Genomic DNA, 16,079 nt, shown 5'->3' on the forward strand with positions numbered 1-16,079 from the left:
CCCGCCAGTTCCCGGGCCAGCGCCGGGGTCTCGGCTTTCCCGGCCAGCGGGGAAACAGCCCGCGGGGGAACGGCGGCGTGCCGGATCAGGAATTCCAGCGAGGCCGCGGGCCAGGGAGTCGGCGTTCTGTTCCACGGCGTCGCGGCGCTCCCGCCACGCATCGGCCACGGCGCCCAGCACCTGGCGGAAGGAGGGCCTGCCCGGCTGCGGCCGGGGCGGATAGTAGGTGCCGGCGTGGAAGGCCCGCCCCTCGGGAAGCAGGAAGACGGACATCGGCCAGCCGCCTTCACCACTGATGGCCTGGGTCGCGGCCATGTAGACGGCGTCGACGTCGGAGCGCTCCTCGCGGTCCACCTTCACGGCCACAAAGTTGGCGTTCAGGAAGTCCGCGGTGTTCCGGTCTTCGAAGGATTCCCGGGCCATAACGTGGCACCAGTGGCAGGCCGCGTAGCCGACCGAGAGGAAGACGGTCACGTTGCGGGCCGCGGCGAAAGCGAAGGCCGCGTCACCGAAGGGCCGCCAGTGCACGGGGTTCCCGGCGTGCTGCCGGAGGTAGGCAGAGGGTTCTCCACCCAAGGCGTTGGCGGCCTCGGGGAAATGCGGGGTACCGCCGTCAGCGGTTTCCGGGTCCAGCTTCGCCGTTGGCTTCCGGACCGGTGCCGGGCTGGCCGGCCGAATCCTGGATCCCGGTGGCCTGCGGAGCGCCCCCGTGGACGGAAGACTCGGCGGCGGCCGCGCGTTCTTCCTCCACCTGGGCACGGTAGCGGACGCGGCGGATGCGGCGCACCATGTCGACAATCAGCAGGGCCGTCAGCACCACGATGAAGGCGGTCAGGAGGAAGCCCAGCAGGCCGGGCGTCACCTGGTCCTGGGATAGTCCCTCGCGGAGCGACGGCGAGGGAGCGGGCGCCGGGGTGGTTGCCAGGGCGGTGAGCAAGGAGTGCACGGTGAGGACCTTCTATGGGGGCTGAATGGCGGCCCGACGGGGCTGGCTGCGGAGCTGTGCTGGAACTGATTCCACGACGTTTCTACGCGTCATAGAAATGGCCTGTTGGGTCTATCTTAGCCCGGCGAAGAAGTCCTTTTCAGGCAGTTCGGCAGGGACCCTGGACTGGATCAGCGAGTAGTCCTCCCATGGCCAGACGCGGCGCTGCATCGCCGGGGAGACAGCGAAGAAGAAGCCCTCCGGGTCCACCTGGGTGCGGTGTGCACGGAGTGCGTTATCGCGTGCCTCGAAGAAATCGCCGCACTCGATCTGGGTGGTGGTGGCGTGGGTCGGCGCCGGCGGGGTGTGGCCTTCCGCGTCGGCTTCCAGCCAGGCGGCGATCCGCTCGGCGTAGGGCGACTGGAGTCCGGATTCCTCCAGCGCAAAGTGCAGGGCCCGGAACCGTTCGGGGCTGAAGGCCCGGTCATAGTAGAGCTTGCCCGGCGCCCAGGCCTCGCCGGTTCCCGGGTAGCGGGCGGGATCCCCCGCGGCTTCGAAGGCCTCGACGGCGACGCGGTGCGCCATGATGTGGTCCGGGTGCGGGTAGCCGCCGTTCTCGTCGTAGCCCAGGATGACCTGCGGTTTGAAGCTGCGGACCAGCCGGACCAGCGGGGCGGCCGCCCGTTCCAGCGGCAGTGTCGCGAAGGAGCCTGCCGGCAGCGGCGGAAGCGGATCGCCTTCCGGCAGCCCCGAATCGACGAAGCCAAGCCAGCGCTGGCGGACGCCCAGTACCGCGGCGGCGTGCTCCATCTCGAGCCTGCGCGCTCCGGCCATGTCGCGTTTGGGGTGCGGCACGCCTTCCATCGCCGGGTTCTGGATATCGCCGCGCGAGCCGTCCGTGCACGTGGCCACCAGGACGTCGACGCCGGCTGCGGCGTACATCGCCATCGTGGCGGCGCCCTTGCTGGATTCGTCGTCGGGATGAGCATGGACAGCCAACAGCCGAAGCGGCGCTGACGGGCTGGTGGACGCTGTCATCGTGGGACGGCTCCTCTTTCATCTACAGGTTTCATCTACAGGCACAGAACTCTTGGCGGGCCCAGCAGGCCGGATCGGCGGCGCGGCGAATACCCGTCCCAATCCACACTAAACTGGAATGGTGACTTCCAAGGATCAGCATGCCGCGCCCGCGCCGGCATCACCCAGCCTAGCCAATCGTTACGGCGGTCAGAAGCGGACGCTGAGCGGCAAGGCCAAACGCACCGCCCTGATCCTTGCCCTCGCGGCCGGGATGGGCTTTATGGCCTGGATCTCAACGTCCAACGCGACGGAGAGCGTCACCTTCAAGGACATCGGCTACAGCACGCCGGATGCCACCCTGGCCGAGGTGGATTTTCAGGTCACCAAGGAGCCCGCCACCGCCGCCAAGTGTTCGGTCAAGGCGCTGGATTCCAAGTTCGCCGTCGTCGGCTGGAAAGTCGTGGACATCACCCCCAACGCCGCCGACGCCGGCACCGACGGCGGACGCACCACCGCCCACCGGGCGACGGTGCGCACCGAGTCCCAAGCGGTGTCCGGCGTCGTCGACAGCTGCTGGATCCCCGACGCCGGCAAATAGCCCGTGCCCCGCAGCCGGCCGGGCGCAGTAACACGGTGTGATCCACGCCGCAGCCATCTTTGGTTTATCCACAGGATTGACTACAATGGATCAATACCTTTCCCCCGCTGAGCTGGTTACTGAGTCCCAAAAGTGGCCACCGTGGCGGGGTCTTTGCTTGTTTGACCATAAGGAGAAGTCCGTGTCTACCACCAACAGCGCAACTGCAGCTTGGCTTACCCAGGAAGCTTTTGACCGCCTGAAGGCAGAGCTGGACCACCTCTCCGGCCCCGGCCGGGCGGAAATCGTCCAGAAGATCGAAGCCGCGCGCCAGGAAGGCGACCTCAAGGAAAACGGCGGCTACCACGCGGCCAAAGAGGAGCAGGGCAAGATCGAAGCCCGCATCCGCCAGCTGACCGCACTGCTGCGGGACGCCCACGTGGGCGAGTCCCCGGCCGACGACGGAATCGTCGAGCCCGGCATGATCGTCGTTGCCAAAATCGCCGGTGACGAGGAATCCTTCCTGCTCGGCTCACGCGAAATCGCCGGCGACTCGGACCTGGACGTCTTCAGCGAGAAGTCGCCCCTGGGTGCGGCCATCGTCGGCCACAAGGAGGGCGACAAGCTCAGCTACACCGCCCCGAACGGCAAGGTCATCACGGTGGAGATCATCTCTGCCAAGCCGTACGCCGGCTAACACCCGCCGGCGGCGCAGCCTCAGCGGTCCACCAGAAAGTCCCTGCCACGGCGGGGACTTTCTGCGTTCCGCGGCTCCCGTCCGGCCGAACTGGCCCGGTTGTGACCGGGCCACGTCAGTTTCGCGGGGCTGTCTGGGGAGCGCTGCCGAAAGCCGGGCCAGTCCAGCAGGTCCCGGCCTCTGTTATCGCCGGCCCAGCTGGGTTCCTGCCCGCGGTGAGCTCAGGAGCAGGGCTGCGGTCACTCCGCCGATGGCGCCGCCGAGGTGCGCCTGCCACGACACAAAGCCCGCCACCGTGGGCAGGACTCCGAACAGGATCCCGCCGTAGCTCAGGAACAGCACCACGGAGAGCAGGATCTGCCACCAGTTGCGGTTGAAGAAGCCCCGCACCAGCAGGAACGCGAAGAGCCCGAAGACCAGTCCGGACGCCCCGACGGTGATGTTGAAACCGCCGATCAGCCACACCACCACCCCCGAGGCCAGCCAGCTCAGGGCCAGGGTGGTGAAAAACACCCGCGGCCCGGACAGCAGCACCAGGAAACCAAAGATGATCAACGGAAGCGTGTTGGAGAACAGGTGCGCGAGGTTGGCGTGCAGCAGCGGGAACGTCAGGATGTCCAGGACCCCGTCGGGGCTGCGCGGGCGCAGGCCGAACGTGCCGTTGAGCGAATGCAGCATGAGGGCGTTAATGATCTCGATGACGTACAGCACCAGCACGAACGAGCCCACCACCAGCAGTCCCGTGCGGGCGCGCCCCGCCGCGGTCTCGCCGGCGCGTGGCCTGCCGTTCCGGGTGGAGTCCAGCATCATGGTCCCCTAGTGCACCACGATGGGCTGGAAACCTTCGGCCCGGAGCGCCGCGAGGACCTGCTCGCAGTGCTCGTGGCCTTTGGTCTCCAGGTTCACGGTGATGGATACGTCGCCCATGCTGATGGAGCCGCCCACCCGGGTGTGGTCCAGGCCCGTCACGTTGGCGTCGTTCTCTGCGATGATCCGGGCGATCGTGGCCAGCGAGCCGGGACGGTCGTCCAGCATCATGCGAACGGTCATGTACCGGCCCGCAGCGGAGAGGCCGCGCTGGATGACCTTGAGCATCAGCATCGGGTCGATGTTGCCGCCGGAGAGCACCACGGCGACGGTGCCCGGGTTCTCGATCTTGCCCTCCATCAGCGCCGCGACACCCACCGCGCCGGCGGGCTCGACGACCATCTTGGCGCGTTCCAGCAGGAAGATGAGCGCCCGGGCCAGGGCGTCCTCGCTGACGGTGACGACGTCGTCGACGAGTTCCCGGATGATGCTGAACGGCAGCTGGCCGGGCCGGCCGACGGCGATGCCGTCCGCCATGGTGGAGACGCGCTTGAGCGGCACGAGGGCGTCCGCGGCGAGCGACGGCGGGTACGCGGCCGCGTTTTCGGCCTGGACGCCGATGATCCGGATCTCCCGGCCCAGTTCCTTGGCCCGGGATTTCACGGCCACGGCGACTCCGGCCAGGAGCCCGCCGCCGCCGACGCCCATCAGGATGGTGTCGACGTACGGGACCTGTTCCAGGATTTCCAGCCCGACGGTGCCCTGGCCTGCGACGACGTCGACGTCGTCAAAGGGGTGGACGAAGACGGCGCCGGTCTCGTCGGCGTAGCGCTTCGCTTCGGCGAGGGCCTCGTCCACGTTGTGGCCGTGCAGGACGACCTCGGCCCCGTGGCTGCGGGTCGCGGCGAGTTTGGGCAGTGCGACACCCAGCGGCATGTAGATCCGGGCTTTGATGCCCAGGCTCTTGGCCGCGACGGCCACACCCTGGGCATGGTTGCCGGCCGAGGCCGCCACAACGCCGCGCTTCTTCTCCGCCGGGGAAAGCTTGGCCATCCGGACGTAGGCGCCACGGACTTTGAAGGAGCCTGCCCGCTGCAGGTTCTCACATTTGAGGAAGACCTCACCGCCGACCATGGCGCCCAGGGCACGCGAGGATTCAACCGGGGTCCGCGTAATAATCCCGTCGAGCAGCTTCTGCGCCTCCAGGACATCGTCCAGCGTGACGGGCAGGCTCTCAAGGGTGTTCACGAACTAGTCTCCTTCTACGGCTCAGTCTTCGGACCTGGCATCGTCGCTGTGGCTGGAGGTTGCGCCCGGCAGGCGGGCGTCCCTCAGGGTGTTGTCGGCGGCGCCGGATTCAGGGGCACGGAAGTCCTGGCGGCCCGCGGTGGCCGGCGCACTTTCATGTTCCCACGTTCTGCCGGCAATATAGCGAATCGACGAGTTTGCTACGGCGAGGATGGGAACGGAGAACAGGGCTCCGGGGATGCCGGCGAGGTAGGAACCCGCGGCGACGGCCAGGATGACGGCCACCGGGTGCAGCGAGACGGCCTTGCCCATGACCAGCGGCTGGAGGATGTGGCTCTCCAGCTGCTGGACCAGCAGGACAATCCCCAGCATGATCAGGGCATTCACCCACCCGTTGGCGACGAGGGCCAGGAGCACGGCGACGGCGCCGGTCACGAGGGCACCGATGATCGGGATGAAGGAGCCCAGGAACACCAGCACGCCCAGCGGCAGCGCGAGGGGCACGCCGATGATTGCCGCCCCCACGCCGATCCCGACCGCGTCCACGAAGGCAACGAACATCTGGATCCGGGCGTAGCTCACCATCGAGGACCAGCCCACCCGTCCGGCCCCGTCCGTCGCGGCACGNNACGGGCCTTCCTGGGCAGCAGCCGCACCAGGAAGGCCCAGATGCGGTCTCCTTCCAGCAGGAAGAAGATGAGGATAAACAGCGCCAGGATCATGCCGGCCGCGAAATGCCCGGCGGTGCTGCCGAAGGACAGTGCTCCGCTGAGGATGCTGCTGCTGTTGTTCTGCAGCGCTTCGGTGGCGTCCTTGAGGTACTGGTCGATCTGGGCCGCCGTCAGGTGCAGGGGTCCGTCGGCGAGCCAGACCTGGATTTTTTGGACTCCGGCAAGCGCTTCGCTCCACAACTCGGAGAAGCCGGACACGAGCTGCCGCCCCACGAGGGCCAGCGCCCCGCCAATCACGCCGATGAAGCCCAGGACGGTGATGGCGACGGCCAGCCCGTTGGGGACGCGGTTCCTCCTGAGCCCGTTCTTCACCGGTGCCAGCAGCCCGGCCAGCAGCGCGGCAACCATCACCGGAATGAGGAGGAAGCTGACCCTGCTGAGCAGCCACACGAGGGCGCCCGCTACGAGAATGATGAGTCCAAGGCGCCAGGACCAGGACGCGGCGATCCGCACGCCGTACGGGATGTCCTGGTCGATTTCCCGGTCCGAGACAGTCCGCACGTGTGCGGAGACGCTGTCGGCGACGCTGTCGGCAGGTCGGGAGGCGTACGGGAGGTCCCGCGGGGCGGGATCGTCAGCTGGCGTCATAGCCCCATGATTCACCAGCACTCCCCGGATGGGAAACTCTGATGGGAAACTCCGTGCCCGCTCACGGTTCGAGGGACGCGCTGATGCCCCAGGCCATGGCGAACCGCTCCCCGGGAGCCAGCCAGCGGAGGCCGTCGCCGCTGTTGAAGGCATTGGCCGGGCCGGTCATCGGCTCGATCGCCACCGCCTTGGTCCGGCCCGGGAACTCGGTAGTGACAAAAACGTGGACGTAGCCGCAGTTCGTGTCCTGCCAGAGGCTCACACTCCGGCCGTCCGGCGCGGTCAGCGTGTGGCGGGCTACGCCGGCGTCGAACTCCAGGTCGGTGTAGGCGGAATCGAGATCCAGTGCGGCCACGGACTTTCCGGTGCGGAGGTCGAAGTCGCCGCTGGCCGGTTCCGTCGCGCGCGGGATCAGCCGCTCGTCCGTCACGAGCCTCGTGCCGGCACGGACGGTGATGGTCAGCTCCTCGCTGGGCACCTCCCCCAGCCGGAGATACGGGTGGGCGCCAAGGACGAACGGGGCCGGCTCCTGGGAGTCGTTGATCAGCTCCTGCCGGACCACGAGGCCCAGGTCCTCGGCCAGTTCGTAACGCACGCGGTGACGCAGCAGGAAGGGATAGCCGTGCTGCGGGAACACGGCCGCTTCGAGGGTGACCGAGAATTCGGATTCGTCGACCAGCTCATAGGAGGCGTTGCGCAGCAGCCCGTGGCTGGCGTTGTTGCGGGACACCTCCGTGATGTCCAGCTGCTGCTTCCTGCCGTTCAAGTGCCAGACGCCGTCCTCCACCCGGTTCGCCCACGGCGCCAGGGTGATGCCGGCCGCGCCGGGCGATATCTCCGCGTCCCCGTAGCTTTCCGTCAGCTGCGTCCCTCCTCGGCTGTACAGCCTCAGCCCGGCGGCCAGTTCAGTGACGACGGCGAGCGCGTCGCCGCGCCGCAGCTCGTACTGCCGGCCCGAGGCATAACGCCGGGCGGCGGCGTCCGGGCCGGGGCCGTCAAGGTGAGGGGAAACAGGGGGCAGCAGGTTCATGGACACCACCGTACCCAGCCGCACGCCGCGGCGTATACCGTGGATCCATGACCCGCACTTCCCGGACCGCCGCCGACGGCACGGCATGACACGCCCCCTCAGCGCCGGGCAGCTGGCTGACAGGTTCGATTCCGTCTTCGGAGCGGCGCCGGACGGCGTCTGGCAGGCCCCCGGCCGCGTCAACCTGATCGGTGAGCATACCGACTACAACGAGGGCTTTGTGCTGCCGTTTGCGATCGACCGGGCAGCCCGGGTCGCGGTCCGCCTGCGCCCGGACTCCCGCGTCCGGCTGCTGTCAACGTTCGGAAACCAGGGACTGACGACGGCGGATGCCGGGTCCCTGGACCGCGGCACGGCGAGGGGGTGGACCAAGTACCCGCTCGGTGTCCTGTGGGCGCTTCAGCAGCGCGGACTCCCCGTCCGCGGCCTGGACCTCCTGCTGGACTCCGATGTTCCCCGCGGCGCCGGGCTGTCCTCTTCCCATGCCATCGAATGCGCCGTCATCTCCGCGCTCAACGAGCTCGCTGCGGCGGGCCTGGACGCCCGGGACATGGTGCTGGCCACCCAGCGCGCGGAAAATGACTTCGTCGGCGCGCCCACCGGCATCATGGACCAGTCCGCGTCCCTGCGCGGGGCTGCCGGGCATGCCCTCTTCCTGGACTGCCGGGACCAGAGCATCCGGCTGGTCCCCTTCGACGCTGAAAGCGCCGGGCTGGTGATGCTCGTGATTGACACAAAGGTGTCGCATTCCCATGCCGGTGGCGGCTAGGCCTCCCGGCGGGCGTCCTGCGAGCTGGGTGCCGAGGTCCTTGGGGTCAAGGCGCTGCGCGACGTCGGGATTGCCGACCTCGACGAGGCGGGCGGCCTGCTGGATCAGGAGACGTTCCGCCGGGTGCGCCACGTGGTCACCGAGAATGACCGGGTCCTGCAGACGGTCGGGCTCCTCGGCGGCGCCGGGCCGGCGGCGATCGGGCCGCTGCTCGATGCTTCCCACGCCTCAATGCGGGACGACTTCGAGATCTCCTGCCCCGAGCTGGACCTCGCCGTGGAAGCCGCCCGCGCTGCCGGAGCCCTCGGCGCCCGGATGACCGGGGGCGGCTTCGGCGGCTCCGCGATCGCGCTCACCCCCGTGTCGGCAGAGCAGCAGGTGCGTGCCGCCGTCGAACACGCCTTCGCGGGGGCCGGGTACGCGGCACCGGACATCTTCAGCGTCCGGCCCGCGGCCGGGGCCATGCGCCTGGCATAGCCGGAGCGTAGGCTGGGCGCATGCCCGACGCCGTCATCGTTGCCACTGCCAGAAGCCCGATCGGACGCGCTTTCAAAGGCTCGCTCAAGGATGAACGGCCCGACGATCTCGCGGCCGCCATGGTGGCCGCGGCGCTGGCCCGGATTCCGTCGTTCGACGCGGCGGACACCGCCGGCCGCGGCCTGGACGACCTCTACCTGGGCTGTGCCGAGCCCAGCGGCGAAGCAGGCTCCAATATGGCCAGGGTGGTCACCATCCTGGCCGGGCTGGACAACGTCCCGGGCGCCACGATCAACCGCTTCTGTGCCTCCAGCCTGCAAACCCTCCGGATGGCCTTCCACGCCATCAGGGCCGGCGAAGGCCACGCGTTTGTAGCCGCCGGGGTCGAAGCCGTGTCCCGCTACCGCGACTGGGCTGGCGCCGGGGAGACGGACGCCAGCACCCACAACCCTGCCTTTGACGCCGCCCGGCAGCGCACCGCGGCCCGGGCAGCGTCCAATACTCCGTGGACGGATCCGCGGCTGGGCGGCCGGATGCCGGATATTTACATCGCCATGGGCCAGACCGCGGAAAACGTTGCGACCAGTTTCGGCATCAGCCGGGCAGACCAGGACGCGTGGGCGGTGCTGAGCCAAAACCGCGCCGAAGCAGCCATCGGGTCCGGATTCTTCGCCCGCGAGATCACGCCGTACACCCGCAGGGACGGCGTGGTGATCGACCGGGACGACTCCCCACGGGCCGGTGTCACCTTTGAGGCCGTCAACGCCCTGCAGCCGGTTTTCCGCGCCGAGGGCACCGTCACGGCCGGCAATGCCTGCCCGCTGAACGACGGGGCGGCCGCCGTCGTCGTGATGAGTGCCGAGCGGGCGCGCGAACTTGGGCTGGAGCCGCTCGCGCGGATTGTCTCCACCGGCGTCAGCGCCCTCTCCCCCGAACTCATGGGCATGGGCCCGGTCGAGGCGAGCCGGCGTGCCCTGGCCCTGGCCGGGCTCGGGATCGGGGACATCGATCTCGTGGAACTCAACGAGGCCTTCGCGGTCCAGGTTGTCGCCAGTGCCAGGGAACTGGAGATCGACCATGACAGGCTCAACGTCCACGGCGGCGCCATCGCCCTGGGGCATCCGTTCGGTATGACCGGCGCCCGGATGACCACCACGCTGCTCAACGGCCTCCGGGAACGCGACGGGACGCTCGGCCTGGCGACGCTGTGCGTGGGCGGCGGCCAGGGTATGGCCGTGGTGCTGGAGCGGCTGAGCTGAACCGCTCCCGGCGCTGGCGGACTACCGTCGGCGAACACACGAGGAGCCCCGCCAGGTGGCGGGGCTCCTCATGGTTAGTCGTCAGTGACCGGCTGCGCCTTGAAGCTCTTACTCGTCGCCGCGCAGGATCGCCAGGAGGCGGATGATCTCCACGTAGAGCCACACCAGCGTCACCGTGAGGCCAAAGGCCGCGGTCCAGGAGAAGCGCTGCGGGGCACCGCTGCGGACTCCGGCTTCGATGCTGGTGAAGTCCATGATCAGGGAGAAGGCGGCGAGGCCGATCGCCAGCACGCCGATGAAGACACCCAGCGGGATGCCGAAGATCTCCACCTCGGTGCGCAGGCCAAACGGGGAATCGACGACGCCGGTCCACATCATGACCATGTTGATGAGCGCGAAGACGGCGTAACCGATCGTCGCGATCATAAAGAAGCGCATGGCCTTGGGCGTGGCCCGGACCTTGCCGCTCCGGAAGAGCAGCAGGGTCACGGCGAACACGGAGAGTGTGCCGATCACGGCCTGCAGGCCGACACCCGGGAACATGCCGTCGAGGATGCGCGTCAGGCCGCCGAGGAAAAGCCCCTCAAGCGCCGCGTAGGCGAGGATCAGCGCCGGTGAGGGCTGCTTCTTGAAGGTGTTGACGAGGGCGAGGGCGAAACCGCCCAGCGCACCGACGATCATCAGCAGGTTCGCCAGGCCCGGTGCCACCACGAGGGTGACGGCCGCACCGACGACGACGGCGCCGAGGCAGGCCGCGGTCTTCATGATGACATCGTCGTAGGTCATGCGGCCCGTGTCGGCGGGGCCGGCGGCGGGCCGGTTGTACATGTCCTGGAGCTGGTCCTGGGTCATGCCCTGCTGGGCAGGGTTCCAGCCGGTCTGGGTCTGGCCGTACTGGGCCTGGCCGTATTGGGTCTGGCCGTACGCGTTCTGTCCGTAAGCCTGCGGGGCAGGCGGTGCCTGGGTTGCTCCACGGAAGTTCTTTCCGTTGAAGACTGGGTTTCCGCCAAGTGCCATTGCGGGTGTCCTCCATATAAAGGGGGTGGGTGATGGTCCGGTGGTGAACTGGTCGTGCCTTGTTACTACACGCTACCAATTCCAACAGCCGGCGGGCAGCGTTAGTTCCCGGGGTGTCCGGGCCGCAACCCAACCGTGACCTCTGCGCCCCGTCACCGAGGCCCGCACCATGACCGGGCCTGGCGACTGTTTAGGCATACTCCGGAACAACAAAAGTTTACTTTAGGGCAGGTAAACCACCCTGCCGCCTGCGCTTCACGGTTGTTATCCGATCGCGACATTCTGCCTGCTCGCGACGGCATTCATTGCCCCGAGCGGGCTGTAACATGGGCCAAACAGGGTGACGGATATCACAAGCAGTACTTCACCACCGCATCGCATCAGGTACGACCCCGTCACCCGGACTGTTCGCAGCGGTTGCAATGGCGCAACCCACACCACCCCCATGTGGAGGTTTCATTTTGAGAAGCACACCGAGAGGCCTGTCGCAGAGACGGCGCGGCAGACTGCTGAAAGCTGTGGGGGCTGTTTTTGCCGCCGTGGCCGCGCTACTGCTGATCGTCGCGCCGGCATCCCAGGCCACGAGCCCCTCGCCGACACCATCCCCGTCGGCAACATCGTTCCAGAACAGCATCAGCGGCTTCCTGCGCGGCGACGACCGCGCGCCGATCGCTGGCGTCACCATCACCGCCAAGAGCGGCGACTTCACCGGAACGGCCAAATCCGGCGCCAACGGATCCTGGACCATCGGGGTACCCACCCAGGGAACCTACGAAGTCAAGCTAGACGAATCCACGCTCCCGGAGGGCATCAAGCTCGCCGACGGCCAGGAAAACCCCCGCCAGGTCACGTTCAGCCAAACCTCCAACCTTTCGGTGATCTTCGCCTTCGGCAAGGGCATCGTCGTCCAGCAGCAGGACTTCGGGCAGAACCTGATCAACCGCCTCGTGGCGGGCCTGAGTTTCGGCCTGCTGCTGGCCCTGGCCTCGGTGGGGCTCTCGCTGATCTTCGGTACCACCGGCCTGACCAACTTCGCCCACGGTGAAATGGTCACCCTCGGCGCCGTCCTGGTGTTCGCCTTCAATGCCATGAACCTCCCGTTCTGGCTGGCCATCCTGCTCGCGCTGCTCGGCGGCGGTCTATTCGGCTATGTCCAGGACGCCGGCCTGTGGAAACCGCTCCGGCGCCGCGGCACCGGCCTGGTTCCGATGATGATCGTCAGCATCGGCCTCGCCCTGGCCGTGCGCTACGTCATCCAGTTCTTCTTCGGCGGCGCCACCCAGCAGCTGCCCTTCGCCCAGAGCGCGGAAATCCAGCTCGGCCCGATCTCCATTTCCCCCAACAACCTCTGGTCCCTCGTGATCAGCGCTGTCGTCATCGCCATCCTCGGCATCGTCCTGCTCAAGACCCGGCTCGGCAAAGCCACCCGCGCGGTCGCCGACAACCCGGCGCTGGCTGCCGCCTCGGGCATCGACGTCGACTCCGTCATCCGGATTGTCTGGGTCACCGGCGGCATGCTGGCCTCCCTCGGCGGAATCCTGTGGGCGTACTACCGGCCCGGCGTCACCTTCGACATGGGATCGCAGATCCTGCTTCTCATCTTTGCCGGCGTCACCCTGGGCGGCCTCGGCACAGTATGGGGTGCCCTGATCGGATCCATCATCGTCGGTATTTTCGTGGAGCTGACCACCGTGTTCGGCCTCGCTGCAGACCTCAAATACGTGGGAGCACTGTTCATCATGATTATTGTCCTTCTGTTCCGGCCCCAAGGCATCTTGGGCCGGCGCGAGCGCGTGGGTTAGGAGACAGCCATGGACTTCGGATTCATATTTTCCAGCGCTGCCGGTGAACTGTTCAGCCCGACGACGGCGGCCTACGCCCTCGCCACCCTCGGCCTTGCGGTTCACTTCGGCTACTCCGGCCTGCTCAACTTCGGCCAGGCCGGCTTCATGGCGGTGGGTGCCTATGGCTTCGCCATCTCCACCCTGACGTTCGGCGTGCCGTTCTTCGTCGGCCTGCTCATCGCCGTGGTCTGCTCGGCCATCTTCGCCTTGCTGCTCGGCATTCCAACCCTCCGGCTGCGGGCCGACTACCTCGCCATCGTTACGATCGCGGCGGCGGAAATCGTGCGCTACATCGTCACGACCAACCAGCTGACCGCCGTCACCGGTTCGGCCAACGGCCTCGCCGCGTTCGAGGGCGATTTCTATGCCATGAACCCGTTCCCCCCGGGCTCCTACATGGGAATGAACAACCGGGACTTCTTCATCCGGATAGTCGCCTGGGCGGTCGTGGCCCTGCTCTGCACCCTCGTGTGGCTGCTGATGCGCAGCCCCTGGGGGCGTGTCCTCAAGGGCATCCGCGAGGACGAGAACGCCGTCCGCTCGCTCGGCAAGAACGTGTACGCCTACAAGATGCAGGCCCTGATCATCGGCGGCGTCCTCGGCGCCCTCGCAGGCATGATCTTCACCCTCCCCCGCGGCGCGGTGCAGCCGGCCAACTACGGCACCGAGCTGACGTTCTTCCTCTACACCTGCCTGCTGCTCGGCGGCCTGGGCACGGTACTGGGGCCGGTCATCGGCGCCATGATCTTCTGGGTCGTGCTGTCCCTCACCCAAGGCATCCTGTACGGCCTTATCGAATCCGGCGCCGTGACCTGGCTGAACACTGTCCAGGCCGGCCAGCTGCGTTACATCCTGGTGGGCGTCGCACTGATGCTGCTGATGATCTTCAGGCCCCAGGGCGTCCTCGGCAATAAGAAGGAGCTGGCGTTCGCATGAGCACGCAAAGCGAAGAACCCCGCACAGCGGAAGAAATTGACTACATGACGGATACGCGTCCGATCGCAGCCGGGGAGATTTCCCCCGGCTGCAAAAAGCGCGATCCGATCGTGGTGGCGGAAAACGTCACCCGCAGCTTCGGCGGAATCAACGCCGTCGACGTCGAGTACCTCGAGATCCCCCGGCACAAGATCACGGCGCTGATCGGCCCCAACGGGGCCGGCAAGACCACGTTGTTCAACCTGCTCACGGGTTTCGACACACCCAACACGGGCAAGTGGCAGTTCGAAGGCAACAGCCTGGCCGGGGTCTCCTCCTACAAGGTGGCCCGCATGGGCATGGTCCGCACCTTCCAGCTGACCAAAGTCATGGGCAAGCTCACGGTGATGGAAAACATGCGTCTCGGCGCCTCGAACCAGTCCGGCGAGCGGCTCTCCAAGGCCCTGTTCAAAGGCATCTGGGGCGGCCAGGAAAAGAAGATCACCGCAGACGCCAATGTGCTGCTGGAGAAGTTCAAGCTGGATGCCAAGAAGGACGACTATGCGGCGTCCCTCTCCGGCGGCCAGCGGAAGCTCCTGGAAATGGCCCGCTCCCTGATGGTGCGGCCCAAGCTCGTGATGCTCGACGAGCCGATGGCCGGAGTCAACCCCGCGCTGACCCAGTCGCTGCTGGACCACATCAAGAACCTCAAGGCCGAGGGCATGACCGTGTTGTTCGTCGAACACGACATGCACATGGTCCGGCACATCGCCGACTGGGTTGTTGTGATGGCCGAGGGCAAGATCGTGGCCGAAGGCCCTCCTGCCGAGGTCATGAAGAACCCCGCCGTGATTGACGCCTACCTGGGCGCCCACCACGACGTGGACCTCGGAGACTCGGAAGGCATCAAGGAACTCGCGGCCGAACTCGTGGCCGACGAGGAGTCGATTGTCGGCACCGAAAACGCCGGCATCATCTCGCTCGACGTCGTCGCAGCGGAAACGGACAAGTCGGCGGGCCCGGACAGCAACGGACTGGCGCGCGGCAGGCGCAGCGCCGATGAGCCGACCCGCCGCGATCAGCCGCACAGCCCAGAGCAGCCGGACCGCACAGAGAAGGACACAGAATGAGCGCCACCAGCGCGGCACCCGCCGCTCAGCCCGTGCACGATGAGGATTCGGTCGTCAAGGTCACCGACCTGGTGGCGGGCTACATCCCCGGCGTCAACATCCTCAACGGCTGCAGCATCGAGGCCCGCAAGGGCGAGCTGATCGGCATCATTGGCCCCAACGGCGCCGGCAAGTCCACGCTCCTGAAGGCAATGTTCGGCCTGGTCAAGGTCCACTCGGGTTCCGTGGTGGTCCGCGGCCAGGACATCACCGGGCTCAAGGCCAACAAGCTGGTCAGCCGGGGCATCGGCTTTGTGCCCCAGAACAACAACGTGTTTGCGGCGCTGACCATCGAAGAGAACCTCCAGATGGGCATGTTCCAGCGCCCCAAGGACTTCGCCGAGCGTTTCGACTTCGTTACGGGCCTGTTCCCGGAACTCGGCAAGCGGCGCGCCCAGCGCGCGGGATCGCTTTCCGGCGGCGAACGCCAGATGGTTGCGATGGGGCGGGCCCTCATGATGGACCCCGCCGTGCTGCTGCTCGACGAGCCCTCCGCAGGCCTCTCCCCTGTCAAGCAGGACGAGACCTTCCTCCGGGTCCACGAGATCAACCGCGCGGGCGTCTCGGTCATCATGGTCGAGCAGAACGCCAGGCGCTGCCTGCAGATCTGTGACCGCGGTTATGTCCTGGACCAGGGCAAGGACGCGTACACCGGCACCGGCCGGGAGCTCATGAAGGACCCCAAGGTCATCCAGCTCTACCTGGGCACCCTCGCCGACACCGTCGAGTAGTTCCCCCCAGCTCCACACCAGCAGCAGAAGGGCCGTCACCAGCCGGTGGCGGCCCTTCTGCGCGCCCGGCGTGCGCCGGTGCGTGTCAGCGCGTGCGGCAACCGTCCGGGCGCCTCCGCAGCCGCACGCTCCCCCGGCCGAACGACGACGGTGTCACCCAGTGCGGGGTTTTGGGCGGGCTGTCCTCCTGTGCCCTCGAATTCCCGGGGGCGGGCGTTCGTCGGCCCGGCAAGAGCCTGCTGTGCGTGACGCGTAGCTGGGGCGCTGCCCGCCTG

Annotated in this window: 15 protein-coding genes and 2 pseudogenes; 8 read left to right on the top strand and 9 right to left on the bottom strand. The window is 67.5% G+C overall.

Annotated features, from left to right (window positions below; translation table 11 throughout):
* From K789_RS0107000 to mca, 3 genes are all read right to left on the bottom strand, one after another.
* The coding region (locus tag K789_RS0107000) for a thioredoxin domain-containing protein (protein WP_192815740.1) at positions 1–633 on the bottom strand (633 nt) is incomplete at its 3' end.
* Positions 614–946, bottom strand: a complete 333-nt coding sequence (locus tag K789_RS0107005; RefSeq protein WP_024366141.1) for a hypothetical protein — start codon at positions 944–946, stop codon at positions 614–616. The genes K789_RS0107000 and K789_RS0107005, both read right to left, overlap by 20 nt.
* Positions 947–1,057: 111 nt before the next feature.
* On the bottom strand, positions 1,058–1,963 hold the full coding sequence (mca, locus tag K789_RS0107010; RefSeq protein WP_024366142.1) for a mycothiol conjugate amidase Mca: 906 nt from the start codon (positions 1,961–1,963) through the stop codon (positions 1,058–1,060).
* A 121-nt stretch (positions 1,964–2,084) separates the two neighbouring features.
* On the opposite strand from mca, the gene K789_RS0107015 reads away from it, so the two are divergent.
* Together K789_RS0107015 and greA are read left to right on the top strand one after the other, a co-directional pair.
* Complete coding sequence (locus K789_RS0107015) at positions 2,085–2,543, top strand: DUF4307 domain-containing protein (RefSeq protein ID WP_024366143.1); 459 nt, start codon at positions 2,085–2,087, stop codon at positions 2,541–2,543.
* A 181-nt stretch (positions 2,544–2,724) separates the two neighbouring features.
* Positions 2,725–3,219, top strand: coding sequence for a transcription elongation factor GreA (gene greA, locus K789_RS0107020; protein ID WP_024366144.1), 495 nt, complete (start codon positions 2,725–2,727; stop codon positions 3,217–3,219).
* A 183-nt stretch (positions 3,220–3,402) separates the two neighbouring features.
* On the opposite strand, the gene K789_RS0107025 is transcribed toward greA, so the two are convergent.
* The 4 genes and pseudogenes from K789_RS0107025 to K789_RS0107040 all read right to left on the bottom strand — a co-directional run bounded on the left by K789_RS0107025 (position 3,403) and on the right by K789_RS0107040 (position 7,623).
* The gene (locus K789_RS0107025; RefSeq protein WP_416352792.1) at positions 3,403–4,026 is read right to left on the bottom strand and encodes a rhomboid family intramembrane serine protease; all 624 of its coding nucleotides are present in this window, start codon (positions 4,024–4,026) and stop codon (positions 3,403–3,405) included.
* Positions 4,027–4,035: 9 nt separating this feature from the next.
* Positions 4,036–5,274, bottom strand: coding sequence for a threonine ammonia-lyase (gene ilvA, locus K789_RS0107030; RefSeq protein WP_024366146.1), 1,239 nt, complete (start codon positions 5,272–5,274; stop codon positions 4,036–4,038).
* Positions 5,275–5,295: 21 nt separating this feature from the next.
* Positions 5,296–6,593: pseudogene (locus K789_RS22525) on the bottom strand (AI-2E family transporter).
* A gap of 61 nt (positions 6,594–6,654) precedes the next feature.
* Complete coding sequence (locus tag K789_RS0107040) at positions 6,655–7,623, bottom strand: aldose 1-epimerase family protein (protein ID WP_051180943.1); 969 nt, start codon at positions 7,621–7,623, stop codon at positions 6,655–6,657.
* Between the two features lie 85 nt (positions 7,624–7,708).
* Between K789_RS0107040 and galK the strand changes: the two are divergent.
* Both galK and K789_RS0107050 read left to right on the top strand, forming a co-directional pair.
* Positions 7,709–8,869, top strand: a pseudogene (gene galK / locus K789_RS22530) (galactokinase).
* 20 nt (positions 8,870–8,889) lie between these two features.
* Positions 8,890–10,128 carry an acetyl-CoA C-acetyltransferase gene (locus tag K789_RS0107050; protein WP_024366148.1) on the top strand — a complete coding sequence of 413 codons (1,239 nt, stop codon included), beginning with the start codon at positions 8,890–8,892 and terminating at the stop codon, positions 10,126–10,128.
* A gap of 108 nt (positions 10,129–10,236) precedes the next feature.
* Here K789_RS0107050 and K789_RS0107055 read toward each other — a convergent pair whose 3' ends face one another.
* Positions 10,237–11,145: a Bax inhibitor-1/YccA family membrane protein gene (locus K789_RS0107055; protein ID WP_024366149.1), complete on the bottom strand. Its 909-nt coding sequence runs from the start codon at positions 11,143–11,145 to the stop codon at positions 10,237–10,239.
* 518 nt (positions 11,146–11,663) lie between these two features.
* Here K789_RS0107055 and K789_RS0107060 point away from each other — a divergent pair.
* From K789_RS0107060 to K789_RS0107075, 4 genes are read left to right on the top strand one after another with little or no spacing between them, the layout of a single operon-like run.
* Positions 11,664–12,947 carry a branched-chain amino acid ABC transporter permease gene (locus K789_RS0107060; protein ID WP_024366150.1) on the top strand — a complete coding sequence of 428 codons (1,284 nt, stop codon included), beginning with the start codon at positions 11,664–11,666 and terminating at the stop codon, positions 12,945–12,947.
* Between the two features lie 9 nt (positions 12,948–12,956).
* Positions 12,957–13,925 (top strand): branched-chain amino acid ABC transporter permease, encoded by a 969-nt coding sequence (locus K789_RS0107065; RefSeq protein WP_024366151.1) that lies wholly within the window; start codon positions 12,957–12,959, stop codon positions 13,923–13,925.
* Complete coding sequence (locus K789_RS0107070; protein ID WP_024366152.1) at positions 13,922–15,034, top strand: ABC transporter ATP-binding protein; 1,113 nt, start codon at positions 13,922–13,924, stop codon at positions 15,032–15,034. Before K789_RS0107065 ends, K789_RS0107070 begins: the two co-directional genes overlap by 4 nt.
* Entirely contained in the window at positions 15,031–15,804 is a 774-nt protein-coding gene (locus K789_RS0107075) for an ABC transporter ATP-binding protein (protein ID WP_024366153.1), read from the top strand. The genes K789_RS0107070 and K789_RS0107075 overlap by 4 nt, the downstream gene beginning before the upstream one ends.
* Positions 15,805–15,839: 35 nt before the next feature.
* On the opposite strand, the gene K789_RS26115 is transcribed toward K789_RS0107075, so the two are convergent.
* The coding region (locus tag K789_RS26115) for a hypothetical protein (RefSeq protein WP_237739545.1) at positions 15,840–16,079 on the bottom strand (240 nt) is incomplete at its 5' end.

The sequence above is a fragment of the Arthrobacter sp. TB 26 genome (genome assembly GCF_000427315.1).
Lineage (GTDB): Bacteria > Actinomycetota > Actinomycetes > Actinomycetales > Micrococcaceae > Arthrobacter.